Genomic DNA, 13383 nt, shown 5'->3' on the forward strand with positions numbered 1-13383 from the left:
ATGTCTAAGAAGAAGTTTTATGCGATTAAGAGAGGAAAAAAGGGAACTAAAAATGTGATATTGGAGAGTTGGGATGAATGTTCTAAATTAGTTTTAGGATTTGATTCAGAATACAAAGGATTTAAAACAAGAGAAGAAGCGGAAGAGTATTTGGGTATTAGTATTAAATCAAGTGATAGTATAGATAATGAAATACAGGAAGAAATAAGCATTGATAATATTGAAGAAGTAAAAAAGGTGGCTAAGCAGAAGAAGAAAAAAACAAAAAGTAATAGAAACAAGGAAACTTTAGTTGTTGAGCTTCCAAAGGATCTATATAATGCATTTAGTAATAAATGTGTAAAACTTAATATGACAGAAGATACTGTTATAAAAAATATGATTATGGAATGGATTATTTAGTAGCAGAAAAAGTGGGGCGTAAATCCCACTTTTTATTTCTTTGAATTTATAGTATAGAGTGTTATAGTTTATGTGTACAAAAAATTACAAGGTGGTTACAAGGTTATGATTTATGAAGAAATGTCTATAGAGGAAGTTGTTGAGTACATCAATAAAGAGCTACTAAAAGGTAGAACTATGAAAGACATAGAAGTTAATGACTTTGGAGTAAATGAGAGAGTTATTGGTAAAAGATTAGCTAGAAAGAACGTAAAAAAGGTGGATGGGCAATTTGTGTTACAAAGTGGTTCTAAAATGCCCGAACATCAATCAAAGCAAGTAATAGTCAAGAATACAGATGATAATATAATTAGTTTATCTGATAATATAGAATTTATAGAGCTTAATAAGAGAGTTAATAATTTAGAAAAAGCCTTCAAGGAAGTTCTTTGTGTACAAAGTGGTTCTAAAGTGGTTACAAATAATTTTGGATTAAAAATATACTCAAATGAAGATAAGCCAGTAGCTAAAACTATAAGATTATATAAAGAAATTTGGGATAAGATAGATAAGGTTAAAGAGCTTTATCCTCATTTATCTTACCAGGTAGTATTAAATAGTTTGCTAGATGAAGTAACAGAAAAATATTTAAAATAGGTTTACAAATCCAGGAGTAAAATACTTTATATAATAACGGAATTTTTTAGTTAATAAAAATGGGGAATAAATATAGGCTCATAAAATCAAAAGAAAGATACTTTAATATACGATACAAATAGACTATAATTTAAAATAATAAGATTAATATAAAATTAATCACACTTTGTTTTGAGATATTTCTTACGGTTGGTTTTGGTAAGTCCTTTTTGGGATGAGGGACAGTAACCTTCCTTTTTGGTGGCATGTTTGAAGTGGTGATGGTCACATGTACTATCAAATTCAAACCAACCGTCTTTTTGAGTATCTTTATTATTTCTTAGAAGAAAATAAGTAAGTTAATAAATAACTTACTTATTTTTTTTATTAAACTGTATTGCTGCTAATCTAATTAAGCTGAAATATAGTTTAATAAATTAGGACGAAGTCCTAACACTAAGCTCCATGCAATGGCACGTTCTTGCTTTGCAAGAGTATAACGTGCTATACTCTTGATATGAAATATCTGCAAGAGTATGCTAATTCGGAGGGGTAATATGAGTATGGAGTTCGCTTGGAATACACAAAAAAATAAGATAACTGATATTAAGGGAAAAGAGAAAGAACAGGAACGAGAAGGGAAGATTACTAACGAAGAAATTGATTTAGATAAGACCCATTTAAATTATGATTTGGTTGATAGCAATAAGAATTTATATCAAAGAGTAAAAGATAGAGTTGAGGAAGTAAGATCTGTTTCCAGAATACAAAAAAATTCTGTGGTTGATTACTCGAATATAATTACTGTTCCTAAGGATCAAGCCGAAGAATGGGGAATAGAAAAATCAAAGGAATATTTAAAAGAGGTTTATAATTACTTCTGTGATGAGTTTGGAAAAGAGAATATTGTATCAGCTAAAGTACATTTGGATGAAACTGCACCACATATGCACCTTCATTTTGTACCTGTAAATAAAGAGAATGGTAAATTACAAGCAAGAGTAGTAATGACGAAGGAAAGAATCAATAGAATACATACAGAAGCTCCTAAGTATCTCCAAGAAAAAGGGTATGATGTTGTCAGGGGGTCTGGTAAAACCGAAAATAGCCTTGATATCCATAAATATAAGGCAGAGAAGCTTAAAGAGGAGATACATATACTAGAAAAGCAATTTGAGTCATTTAAGAGCATTGAGGGACGTACAGGAGATATAGATGTTATTGAGGTTAAGGAAAGCTTAATGGGATCAAAGGTAACTGTATCTAAAGATGATTATGAAAGGCTAGTAGAACTAGCTAAACAAGGAATATATAATGCAGATAAAATAAGGAGCTTGGAGAAAACAGTTAATGAGCTTGAAGGAGATAATAAGGAGCTTAAAAATATTAAGTGTGAGAATAGAGAACTTAAAGATAAAGTTAAACAATTAAGCTCAAAAGTTAAGAAGGCAAATAAAATAATTGCAAGTTTAAGTCCAGAGTTTAAAGAAGAATATTTAAAGGCTAAGGATTTAATAGAGAATAAATCTAAAGCTCCTAAAGTAAAAACTAATATTAATCAAATGGTAAGATAAAAAAGTAATATTTCGCGTAGGGATACGCGAAATATTACTTTTTCTTATTTTTATTTAGAAATACTAAACTAAATTCTTTAATTTTATAAAATTTCATGACTTACAAATGGCATAAAACCGTTAGGATCTTTGACTTCGCAAAAATTACTTTTAACGAAATTAAAGAGTGTCTATTTTAATGGTAAAAGAAGTTATAATTTGACTGTTTTTTACAAAAATAATATAATATTTTAAAATAGGAGGTATTATGAAGATAGAGAAAAAATACTTATTTTAATTGTAGGAATTATTTTTATTTTAAGTTTCATTGGGTGCGAGGAAACAAAATATAAAGAAGAAAATTTAGGAAAGGGAATTATATTTACTAAAGTTACAGAGGACATGAAGGATCATTACATATTAAATTTAGATGGTGTTAATTATAATCTTGGAACTGATGAACACAATACATTCAGTACAAGTGCATTTTATAAAAATACACTTTATTATACTACTAAAAACTCTAAAGGAAGATCAGACCTGATTCAGTATGATTTAGGTAATAAAAAATCAAAGGTTTCAAAAATTGGAAATGAAGTGGATAGTATAGATACAATACAATCTATAGGTAATTTACTTTTTTTACGTGTAACTAAGAAAAATGAGCATTCAATGGGATTAGTTAAGTATGATATGGATAGTGATAAATATGAGTTCTTCAACTATGATAACGCTGATGATATGCTAATGGATTTTGATGTAAAAGGGGATTATTTAGTTAGTGTTAAATATTCAAATAAAGAAATGCAAAATAGTCTTGAAGAATTTAATATGAACAAAAGTGAAGATAAAGTTTATAATACACCACCACATACAATAACTGTTTATAATATTTATTCTGGAGATAAGATATATGAAAAAGTCATTGATGAGATGGTAGGTGCTGTTACTATAAATAATAAAGGAAATAAAATAGCTTATATTCATTCAAATATGAAAGAAGGATATGCAAAATTAACTATTCTAGATTTAGAGAGTAATGTTACTTTAACACCGAACATAAATAAGGGTGACTATAAGGCTTTAAGTCAGGTAAGATTTGGAACTGATGATAATGAACTTTATTATATTGCAGAGACAAAGGATATTAAGGGGAAAGATGGTAGTCAGTACAATCCGGCAGAAGTAATAAAATATGATATTGAAAAGAATAAAGTTGTAGAAGCATATTCAACTAAGGATGGGTTATTAAAGTATTTTACAATAATTGAAGATGTTATAGGAGATAAGAAATTACTTAAAGAATATGAATCAGAGCAATGTATTGAGTTTACAAAGAATCCAAGTAAAGCTGATGAAATTACAGAAGGTAGCATAGGGAATAATCCAGAGGATGCAATTCAAGTAGAGGATGAAACGATAGAATCAGATATAAAAATACCATATACGTTGGAAATGGCTAAATTAAATAGTAATTATGTGATGAATGATGAAGAGTATATAAATGAAGATGTGGCAAGAGAATTTGTAAATAAGGTAAAAAACAAAAAGAAATCTTCAATAAGGTATGTTACTTATCATGAAGGGATATTAAGCTCTATGCGTGATATTACATACGATGGAGAAAAAATATTTTTAAGAGAATATGTTGTTTTAGGTGCGACAGGAGAACATTATAGATATATTGAGGATGAGGATACTTCAATAGTTGAAAATAATGGACAATATAGATTATCAAATGGAGCAAAATTATTTTATATAAAAAATAATAAGTGAAAGGATGGAGAATAAATGAGAAGAAAAGTATTAAAAAGGAAAAGTGTGATTTCAGTTTCAGTTATTGCTATGAGTTTATTATTTGGAGTAATTAATGTAAGTGCGAAGGAAGAAATACCTCAATACATGGAGCCTGGTACAATATTAAGGTAAATGAGAATGAACAAATTGAAATAATATCTGGAGGTTACTCTAATAAAAGAAATAAAATATCAGATAATATTGTTTTACCAGAACTTGAATCAGGTATGATTATATCTTATGATGGTAGGGGATTACCTAATAAAATACTTAATAATGGGGTTAATGAGTCATATAAAATAGATTATATTGGAACAGAAGAAATACAAGTAATAAATGATGGTGGTGAAGATTTTCCAGAGCAACGATTTGCACAAGGAACAACTGTTTGGAAGTATTCAGGTTGGATAACATGGTTTACAGATAGAATAGGACAAGAAGATCATGTTCTACAAGATTGGGATTGTGCTACAAAAATGACTCTTGATAATCCAAAGTGTGGAACACCTATTAGATTAAGGGATGAGTCTAATTATAATAATGAGGCATTACTTTCTAAGTGGGATGTAGGAGCATTACCAAATGCTGTATTAGATATTAGACCAAATAAATTTAAACAAATGGGTTATGTATTAGATTTAGGGCATTTTAAGGGGAGATATGGACATTTTACGCCATATCAATAAATTTATAGGTAGCTAAAATATTTTTGGATATAAATTATAATTAAAAATAACCTATTGCATTGGTTTGCAATAGGTTATTGTATAATATGAGAAAAGTATAAAATTTTTTAAAAATTAAAAAATATTTAATTACATAATAGAGATTTAAGCAATATTTTTCTTGCATTATGTAAATTAACCAATTACAATTTAAATATAATTAATAAAAAAGTAAATAAAAAAAGCTCTTATTCAACTCTTATTTATAAGGTTCCAGCCTTATAAATAAGCCAAACTTTAAAGGTATTCCAGTACCTAGAAAGCCGTTAGAAAAGAACTTTAACAGTAAGTAACGATAGTTACAAGGTTATATCTCACACATACAACCAAGGAACAAAGCTACTTTATAAATTTACTTTATTCAAATTTATGAATAAAGTATAACTGATTAAAGAAGAAATTTCAAGCTTTTAAGTATGGTAAAACCTTACTTAAAAGCTTTTTTTATTATAAAAATAGGAGTTGGATTATATGGAAAAAGAAAGAAAAGTTAATAACGAATGGGCAAGAAAGATAGATCATGAGGAGTTTAAAGAAATAGATATAAATAGAGTTAGGTTGGTAGAAGATGTACATTTAAGTTCTAGAATATCTATTTTTAATCTTAAGTGGTATAGAAGGCATAAAAGAGTACCAGTTATAGCAGTAAGGGAGAGTGAAGATGGTTGGTATGATCTTGTTGTTGGATTAAGGGGGTATATAATAGGGAAACTATTTTGTACAAATCCAAAAGCATATATAACTACTTTAAGCAGAGAAGAATTTAAAGAAAAATATGAATTAGAAAAGTAATAAAAAGAATATGGACAAGCCAAGATTATAGACTTTAAGCTAGGAAGTTGCCTATAACTTAAATAGGAGCATATAAAACTGTTGAGATAACATTAAAATTTATATGAGTGAAAACGTAAGATACACTATAAACTGATGGGTGACATGTAGCCAATTACGGAGCAGAATACATGGGGTGGCTTATATACGTCTATTATATAAGCAATACCTAAGGGGTTAAAAGTCCAAGCAAGACCTCAATAAGCCTAAGTAACATAATTATATTATTGTTATAAGGTTAAACAGCGGACGGGGGAACGTAGGAGATAAATAGTCTGTAAAGGCATTATGTCCTAAGCCACACTGGTAGGCGAAAGTCTACGGGACATAGTAAATACTAGAAATGGTATGCAGTTAGGGTTGTGGGGTACCTTATTAAGGTACTGGGATAACTGTTAAAGCTATGGAAGGGTAGAACCTTCAAAAGCATAGATAACTTGAAGATAACGGATACCTAATTCGACGGGGGGATAAGCCTTCCAGAGGAAAGGAGTGGTTCGGAAGTTCGCTTTTCATCTATAATTCAATAGGTGAATTGCGTCCTTTCGAGCCGTATTCCTTTTCTCTGGGGGGATAGTGCCTTCGGCTTTTACTTGCAAGTGTTAACTTGAATTTAAATAAAGACTTACAAGTTGAAGGTAAGCGGGGTGAATGCGACTTTGGAGCAGAGGGGTTAAGACCCCTTTATATTTACTATAAAGTTTTAAAAATATATTATTAATATAAGCTTATTTTTTAACTTTTAGTAAGTAGAGGGTGAATAGGAATATGTCTAAGAAGAAGTTTTATGCGATTAAGAGAGGAAAAAAGGGAACTAAAAATGTGATATTGGAGAGTTGGGATGAATGTTCTAAATTAGTTTTAGGATTTGATTCAGAATACAAAGGATTTAAAACAAGAGAAGAAGCGGAAGAGTATTTGGGTATTAGTATTAAATCAAGTGATAGTATAGATAATGAAATACAGGAAGAAATAAGCATTGATAATATTGAAGAAGTAAAAAAGGTGGCTAAGCAGAAGAAGAAAAAAACAAAAAGTAATAGAAACAAGGAAACTTTAGTTGTTGAGCTTCCAAAGGATCTATATAATGCATTTAGTAATAAATGTGTAAAACTTAATATGACAGAAGATACTGTTATAAAAAATATGATTATGGAATGGATTATTTAGTAGCAGAAAAAGTGGGGCGTAAATCCCACTTTTTATTTCTTTGAATTTATAGTATAGAGTGTTATAGTTTATGTGTACAAAAAATTACAAGGTGGTTACAAGGTTATGATTTATGAAGAAATGTCTATAGAGGAAGTTGTTGAGTACATCAATAAAGAGCTACTAAAAGGTAGAACTATGAAAGACATAGAAGTTAATGACTTTGGAGTAAATGAGAGAGTTATTGGTAAAAGATTAGCTAGAAAGAACGTAAAAAAGGTGGATGGGCAATTTGTGTTACAAAGTGGTTCTAAAATGCCCGAACATCAATCAAAGCAAGTAATAGTCAAGAATACAGATGATAATATAATTAGTTTATCTGATAATATAGAATTTATAGAGCTTAATAAGAGAGTTAATAATTTAGAAAAAGCCTTCAAGGAAGTTCTTTGTGTACAAAGTGGTTCTAAAGTGGTTACAAATAATTTTGGATTAAAAATATACTCAAATGAAGATAAGCCAGTAGCTAAAACTATAAGATTATATAAAGAAATTTGGGATAAGATAGATAAGGTTAAAGAGCTTTATCCTCATTTATCTTACCAGGTAGTATTAAATAGTTTGCTAGATGAAGTAACAGAAAAATATTTAAAATAGGTTTACAAATCCAGGAGTAAAATACTTTATATAATAACGGAATTTTTTAGTTAATAAAAATGGGGAATAAATATAGGCTCATAAAATCAAAAGAAAGATACTTTAATATACGATACAAATAGACTATAATTTAAAATAATAAGATTAATATAAATTAATCACACTTTGTTTTGAGATATTTCTTACGGTTGGTTTTGGTAAGTCCTTTTTGGGATGAGGGACAGTAACCTTCCTTTTTTGGTGGCATGTTTGAAGTGGTGATGGTCACATGTACTATCAAATTCAAACCAACCGTCTTTTTGAGTATCTTTATTATTTCTTAGAAGAAAATAAGTAAGTTAATAAATAACTTACTTATTTTTTTTATTAAACTGTATTGCTGCTAATCTAATTAAGCTGAAATATAGTTTAATAAATTAGGACGAAGTCCTAACACTAAGCTCCATGCAATGGCACGTTCTTGCTTTGCAAGAGTATAACGTGCTATACTCTTGATATGAAATATCTGCAAGAGTATGCTAATTCGGAGGGGTAATATGAGTATGGAGTTCGCTTGGAATACACAAAAAAATAAGATAACTGATATTAAGGGAAAAGAGAAAGAACAGGAACGAGAAGGGAAGATTACTAACGAAGAAATTGATTTAGATAAGACCCATTTAAATTATGATTTGGTTGATAGCAATAAGAATTTATATCAAAGAGTAAAAGATAGAGTTGAGGAAGTAAGATCTGTTTCCAGAATACAAAAAAATTCTGTGGTTGATTACTCGAATATAATTACTGTTCCTAAGGATCAAGCCGAAGAATGGGGAATAGAAAAATCAAAGGAATATTTAAAAGAGGTTTATAATTACTTCTGTGATGAGTTTGGAAAAGAGAATATTGTATCAGCTAAAGTACATTTGGATGAAACTGCACCACATATGCACCTTCATTTTGTACCTGTAAATAAAGAGAATGGTAAATTACAAGCAAGAGTAGTAATGACGAAGGAAAGAATCAATAGAATACATACAGAAGCTCCTAAGTATCTCCAAGAAAAAGGGTATGATGTTGTCAGGGGGTCTGGTAAAACCGAAAATAGCCTTGATATCCATAAATATAAGGCAGAGAAGCTTAAAGAGGAGATACATATACTAGAAAAGCAATTTGAGTCATTTAAGAGCATTGAGGGACGTACAGGAGATATAGATGTTATTGAGGTTAAGGAAAGCTTAATGGGATCAAAGGTAACTGTATCTAAAGATGATTATGAAAGGCTAGTAGAACTAGCTAAACAAGGAATATATAATGCAGATAAAATAAGGAGCTTGGAGAAAACAGTTAATGAGCTTGAAGGAGATAATAAGGAGCTTAAAAATATTAAGTGTGAGAATAGAGAACTTAAAGATAAAGTTAAACAATTAAGCTCAAAAGTTAAGAAGGCAAATAAAATAATTGCAAGTTTAAGTCCAGAGTTTAAAGAAGAATATTTAAAGGCTAAGGATTTAATAGAGAATAAATCTAAAGCTCCTAAAGTAAAAACTAATATTAATCAAATGGTAAGATAAAAAAGTAATATTTCGCGTAGGGATACGCGAAATATTACTTTTTCTTATTTTTATTTAGAAATACTAAACTAAATTCTTTAATTTTATAAAATTTCATGACTTACAAATGGCATAAAACCGTTAGGATCTTTGACTTCGCAAAAATTACTTTTAACGAAATTAAAGAGTGTCTATTTTAATGGTAAAAGAAGTTATAATTTGACTGTTTTTTACAAAAATAATATAATATTTTAAAATAGGAGGTATTATGAAGATAGAGAAAAAAATACTTATTTTAATTGTAGGAATTATTTTTATTTTAAGTTTCATTGGGTGCGAGGAAACAAAATATAAAGAAGAAAATTTAGGAAAGGGAATTATATTTACTAAAGTTACAGAGGACATGAAGGATCATTACATATTAAATTTAGATGGTGTTAATTATAATCTTGGAACTGATGAACACAATACATTCAGTACAAGTGCATTTTATAAAAATACACTTTATTATACTACTAAAAACTCTAAAGGAAGATCAGACCTGATTCAGTATGATTTAGGTAATAAAAAATCAAAGGTTTCAAAAATTGGAAATGAAGTGGATAGTATAGATACAATACAATCTATAGGTAATTTACTTTTTTTACGTGTAACTAAGAAAAATGAGCATTCAATGGGATTAGTTAAGTATGATATGGATAGTGATAAATATGAGTTCTTCAACTATGATAACGCTGATGATATGCTAATGGATTTTGATGTAAAAGGGGATTATTTAGTTAGTGTTAAATATTCAAATAAAGAAATGCAAAATAGTCTTGAAGAATTTAATATGAACAAAAGTGAAGATAAAGTTTATAATACACCACCACATACAATAACTGTTTATAATATTTATTCTGGAGATAAGATATATGAAAAAGTCATTGATGAGATGGTAGGTGCTGTTACTATAAATAATAAAGGAAATAAAATAGCTTATATTCATTCAAATATGAAAGAAGGATATGCAAAATTAACTATTCTAGATTTAGAGAGTAATGTTACTTTAACACCGAACATAAATAAGGGTGACTATAAGGCTTTAAGTCAGGTAAGATTTGGAACTGATGATAATGAACTTTATTATATTGCAGAGACAAAGGATATTAAGGGGAAAGATGGTAGTCAGTACAATCCGGCAGAAGTAATAAAATATGATATTGAAAAGAATAAAGTTGTAGAAGCATATTCAACTAAGGATGGGTTATTAAAGTATTTTACAATAATTGAAGATGTTATAGGAGATAAGAAATTACTTAAAGAATATGAATCAGAGCAATGTATTGAGTTTACAAAGAATCCAAGTAAAGCTGATGAAATTACAGAAGGTAGCATAGGGAATAATCCAGAGGATGCAATTCAAGTAGAGGATGAAACGATAGAATCAGATATAAAAATACCATATACGTTGGAAATGGCTAAATTAAATAGTAATTATGTGATGAATGATGAAGAGTATATAAATGAAGATGTGGCAAGAGAATTTGTAAATAAGGTAAAAAACAAAAAGAAATCTTCAATAAGGTATGTTACTTATCATGAAGGGATATTAAGCTCTATGCGTGATATTACATACGATGGAGAAAAAATATTTTTAAGAGAATATGTTGTTTTAGGTGCGACAGGAGAACATTATAGATATATTGAGGATGAGGATACTTCAATAGTTGAAAATAATGGACAATATAGATTATCAAATGGAGCAAAATTATTTTATATAAAAAATAATAAGTGAAAGGATGGAGAATAAATGAGAAGAAAAGTATTAAAAAGGAAAAGTGTGATTTCAGTTTCAGTTATTGCTATGAGTTTATTATTTGGAGTAATTAATGTAAGTGCGAAGGAAGAAATACCTCAATACATGGAGCCTGGTACAATATTAAGGTAAATGAGAATGAACAAATTGAAATAATATCTGGAGGTTACTCTAATAAAAGAAATAAAATATCAGATAATATTGTTTTACCAGAACTTGAATCAGGTATGATTATATCTTATGATGGTAGGGGATTACCTAATAAAATACTTAATAATGGGGTTAATGAGTCATATAAAATAGATTATATTGGAACAGAAGAAATACAAGTAATAAATGATGGTGGTGAAGATTTTCCAGAGCAACGATTTGCACAAGGAACAACTGTTTGGAAGTATTCAGGTTGGATAACATGGTTTACAGATAGAATAGGACAAGAAGATCATGTTCTACAAGATTGGGATTGTGCTACAAAAATGACTCTTGATAATCCAAAGTGTGGAACACCTATTAGATTAAGGGATGAGTCTAATTATAATAATGAGGCATTACTTTCTAAGTGGGATGTAGGAGCATTACCAAATGCTGTATTAGATATTAGACCAAATAAATTTAAACAAATGGGTTATGTATTAGATTTAGGGCATTTTAAGGGGAGATATGGACATTTTACGCCATATCAATAAATTTATAGGTAGCTAAAATATTTTTGGATATAAATTATAATTAAAAATAACCTATTGCATTGGTTTGCAATAGGTTATTGTATAATATGAGAAAAGTATAAAATTTTTTAAAAATTAAAAAATATTTAATTACATAATAGAGATTTAAGCAATATTTTTCTTGCATTATGTAAATTAACCAATTACAATTTAAATATAATTAATAAAAAAGTAAATAAAAAAAGCTCTTATTCAACTCTTATTTATAAGGTTCCAGCCTTATAAATAAGCCAAACTTTAAAGGTATTCCAGTACCTAGAAAGCCGTTAGAAAAGAACTTTAACAGTAAGTAACGATAGTTACAAGGTTATATCTCACACATACAACCAAGGAACAAAGCTACTTTATAAATTTACTTTATTCAAATTTATGAATAAAGTATAACTGATTAAAGAAGAAATTTCAAGCTTTTAAGTATGGTAAAACCTTACTTAAAAGCTTTTTTTATTATAAAAATAGGAGTTGGATTATATGGAAAAAGAAAGAAAAGTTAATAACGAATGGGCAAGAAAGATAGATCATGAGGAGTTTAAAGAAATAGATATAAATAGAGTTAGGTTGGTAGAAGATGTACATTTAAGTTCTAGAATATCTATTTTTAATCTTAAGTGGTATAGAAGGCATAAAAGAGTACCAGTTATAGCAGTAAGGGAGAGTGAAGATGGTTGGTATGATCTTGTTGTTGGATTAAGGGGGTATATAATAGGGAAACTATTTTGTACAAATCCAAAAGCATATATAACTACTTTAAGCAGAGAAGAATTTAAAGAAAAATATGAATTAGAAAAGTAATAAAAAGAATATGGACAAGCCAAGATTATAGACTTTAAGCTAGGAAGTTGCCTATAACTTAAATAGGAGCATATAAAACTGTTGAGATAACATTAAAATTTATATGAGTGAAAACGTAAGATACACTATAAACTGATGGGTGACATGTAGCCAATTACGGAGCAGAATACATGGGGTGGCTTATATACGTCTATTATATAAGCAATACCTAAGGGGTTAAAAGTCCAAGCAAGACCTCAATAAGCCTAAGTAACATAATTATATTATTGTTATAAGGTTAAACAGCGGACGGGGGAACGTAGGAGATAAATAGTCTGTAAAGGCATTATGTCCTAAGCCACACTGGTAGGCGAAAGTCTACGGGACATAGTAAATACTAGAAATGGTATGCAGTTAGGGTTGTGGGGTACCTTATTAAGGTACTGGGATAACTGTTAAAGCTATGGAAGGGTAGAACCTTCAAAAGCATAGATAACTTGAAGATAACGGATACCTAATTCGACGGGGGGATAAGCCTTCCAGAGGAAAGGAGTGGTTCGGAAGTTCGCTTTTCATCTATAATTCAATAGGTGAATTGCGTCCTTTCGAGCCGTATTCCTTTTCTCTGGGGGGATAGTGCCTTCGGCTTTTACTTGCAAGTGTTAACTTGAATTTAAATAAAGACTTACAAGTTGAAGGTAAGCGGGGTGAATGCGACTTTGGAGCAGAGGGGTTAAGACCCCTTTATATTTACTATAAAGTTTTAAAAATATATTATTAATATAAGCTTATTTTTTAACTTTTAGTAAGTAGAGGGTGAATAGGAAT

14 protein-coding genes and 1 pseudogene are annotated in these 13383 nt (G+C 29.1%); 14 read left to right on the top strand and 1 reads right to left on the bottom strand.

What is annotated here, in order from left to right; all coding sequences use genetic code 11:
• From DR024_RS17470 to DR024_RS17510, 9 genes are all read left to right on the top strand, one after another.
• Positions 1 to 402: RNase H1/viroplasmin domain-containing protein (locus DR024_RS17470; RefSeq protein WP_111919379.1), on the top strand; the 402-nt coding region annotated here is incomplete at its 5' end.
• Positions 403 to 474: 72 nt separating this feature from the next.
• On the top strand, positions 475 to 1038 hold the full coding sequence (locus DR024_RS17475) for a hypothetical protein (RefSeq protein WP_146742892.1): 564 nt from the start codon (positions 475 to 477) through the stop codon (positions 1036 to 1038).
• Between the two features lie 536 nt (positions 1039 to 1574).
• A complete protein-coding gene (gene mobV, locus DR024_RS17485; RefSeq protein WP_172458971.1) occupies positions 1575 to 2591 on the top strand; it encodes a MobV family relaxase in 1017 nt (338 codons plus the stop codon).
• A 381-nt stretch (positions 2592 to 2972) separates the two neighbouring features.
• Complete coding sequence (locus DR024_RS17490) at positions 2973 to 4346, top strand: hypothetical protein (RefSeq protein WP_111919385.1); 1374 nt, start codon at positions 2973 to 2975, stop codon at positions 4344 to 4346.
• Positions 4347 to 4361: 15 nt separating this feature from the next.
• Complete coding sequence (locus tag DR024_RS17860; RefSeq protein ID WP_172458972.1) at positions 4362 to 4499, top strand: hypothetical protein; 138 nt, start codon at positions 4362 to 4364, stop codon at positions 4497 to 4499.
• A 95-nt stretch (positions 4500 to 4594) separates the two neighbouring features.
• Positions 4595 to 5053, top strand: coding sequence for a hypothetical protein (locus DR024_RS17495; protein ID WP_111919387.1), 459 nt, complete (start codon positions 4595 to 4597; stop codon positions 5051 to 5053).
• A gap of 510 nt (positions 5054 to 5563) precedes the next feature.
• Positions 5564 to 5884 carry a hypothetical protein gene (locus DR024_RS17500; RefSeq protein WP_099314463.1) on the top strand — a complete coding sequence of 107 codons (321 nt, stop codon included), beginning with the start codon at positions 5564 to 5566 and terminating at the stop codon, positions 5882 to 5884.
• 807 nt (positions 5885 to 6691) lie between these two features.
• Positions 6692 to 7093 carry an RNase H1/viroplasmin domain-containing protein gene (locus tag DR024_RS17505; protein WP_111919379.1) on the top strand — a complete coding sequence of 134 codons (402 nt, stop codon included), beginning with the start codon at positions 6692 to 6694 and terminating at the stop codon, positions 7091 to 7093.
• 72 nt (positions 7094 to 7165) lie between these two features.
• On the top strand, positions 7166 to 7729 hold the full coding sequence (locus DR024_RS17510; protein WP_146742892.1) for a hypothetical protein: 564 nt from the start codon (positions 7166 to 7168) through the stop codon (positions 7727 to 7729).
• 144 nt (positions 7730 to 7873) lie between these two features.
• Here the strand turns inward: DR024_RS17510 and DR024_RS18255 are convergent.
• Positions 7874 to 7933 (bottom strand): annotated as a pseudogene (locus DR024_RS18255) (hypothetical protein); the annotation flags it as partial.
• 332 nt (positions 7934 to 8265) lie between these two features.
• On the opposite strand from DR024_RS18255, the gene mobV (DR024_RS17520) reads away from it, so the two are divergent.
• The 5 genes from mobV (DR024_RS17520) (at position 8266) to DR024_RS17535 (ending at position 12576) form a co-directional block, all read left to right on the top strand.
• Positions 8266 to 9282, top strand: a complete 1017-nt coding sequence (gene mobV / locus DR024_RS17520; protein ID WP_172458971.1) for a MobV family relaxase — start codon at positions 8266 to 8268, stop codon at positions 9280 to 9282.
• 247 nt (positions 9283 to 9529) lie between these two features.
• A complete protein-coding gene (locus DR024_RS17525) occupies positions 9530 to 11038 on the top strand; it encodes a hypothetical protein (protein ID WP_099314465.1) in 1509 nt (502 codons plus the stop codon).
• 15 nt (positions 11039 to 11053) lie between these two features.
• Positions 11054 to 11191, top strand: coding sequence for a hypothetical protein (locus DR024_RS17865; RefSeq protein WP_172458972.1), 138 nt, complete (start codon positions 11054 to 11056; stop codon positions 11189 to 11191).
• A gap of 95 nt (positions 11192 to 11286) precedes the next feature.
• On the top strand, positions 11287 to 11745 hold the full coding sequence (locus tag DR024_RS17530) for a hypothetical protein (protein ID WP_111919387.1): 459 nt from the start codon (positions 11287 to 11289) through the stop codon (positions 11743 to 11745).
• Positions 11746 to 12255: 510 nt separating this feature from the next.
• On the top strand, positions 12256 to 12576 hold the full coding sequence (locus DR024_RS17535) for a hypothetical protein (protein ID WP_099314463.1): 321 nt from the start codon (positions 12256 to 12258) through the stop codon (positions 12574 to 12576).
• Positions 12577 to 13383: the final 807 nt, after the last annotated feature.

Source organism: Clostridium paraputrificum, from assembly GCF_900447045.1.
GTDB lineage: Bacteria > Bacillota > Clostridia > Clostridiales > Clostridiaceae > Clostridium > Clostridium paraputrificum.

Bases quoted from the DNA above. Each gene is read 5' to 3' on its own strand.
- mobV (WP_172458971.1), top strand. From the start codon at position 1,575: ATGAGTATGGAGTTCGCTTGGAATACACAAAAAAATAAGATAACTGAT.
- DR024_RS17490 (WP_111919385.1), top strand. From the start codon at position 2,973: ATGAAGGATCATTACATATTAAATTTAGATGGTGTTAATTATAATCTT.
- DR024_RS17860 (WP_172458972.1), top strand. From the start codon at position 4,362: ATGAGAAGAAAAGTATTAAAAAGGAAAAGTGTGATTTCAGTTTCAGTT.
- DR024_RS17495 (WP_111919387.1), top strand. From the start codon at position 4,595: ATGATTATATCTTATGATGGTAGGGGATTACCTAATAAAATACTTAAT.
- DR024_RS17500 (WP_099314463.1), top strand. From the start codon at position 5,564: ATGGAAAAAGAAAGAAAAGTTAATAACGAATGGGCAAGAAAGATAGAT.
- DR024_RS17505 (WP_111919379.1), top strand. From the start codon at position 6,692: ATGTCTAAGAAGAAGTTTTATGCGATTAAGAGAGGAAAAAAGGGAACT.
- mobV (WP_172458971.1), top strand. From the start codon at position 8,266: ATGAGTATGGAGTTCGCTTGGAATACACAAAAAAATAAGATAACTGAT.
- DR024_RS17525 (WP_099314465.1), top strand. From the start codon at position 9,530: ATGAAGATAGAGAAAAAAATACTTATTTTAATTGTAGGAATTATTTTT.
- DR024_RS17865 (WP_172458972.1), top strand. From the start codon at position 11,054: ATGAGAAGAAAAGTATTAAAAAGGAAAAGTGTGATTTCAGTTTCAGTT.
- DR024_RS17530 (WP_111919387.1), top strand. From the start codon at position 11,287: ATGATTATATCTTATGATGGTAGGGGATTACCTAATAAAATACTTAAT.
- DR024_RS17535 (WP_099314463.1), top strand. From the start codon at position 12,256: ATGGAAAAAGAAAGAAAAGTTAATAACGAATGGGCAAGAAAGATAGAT.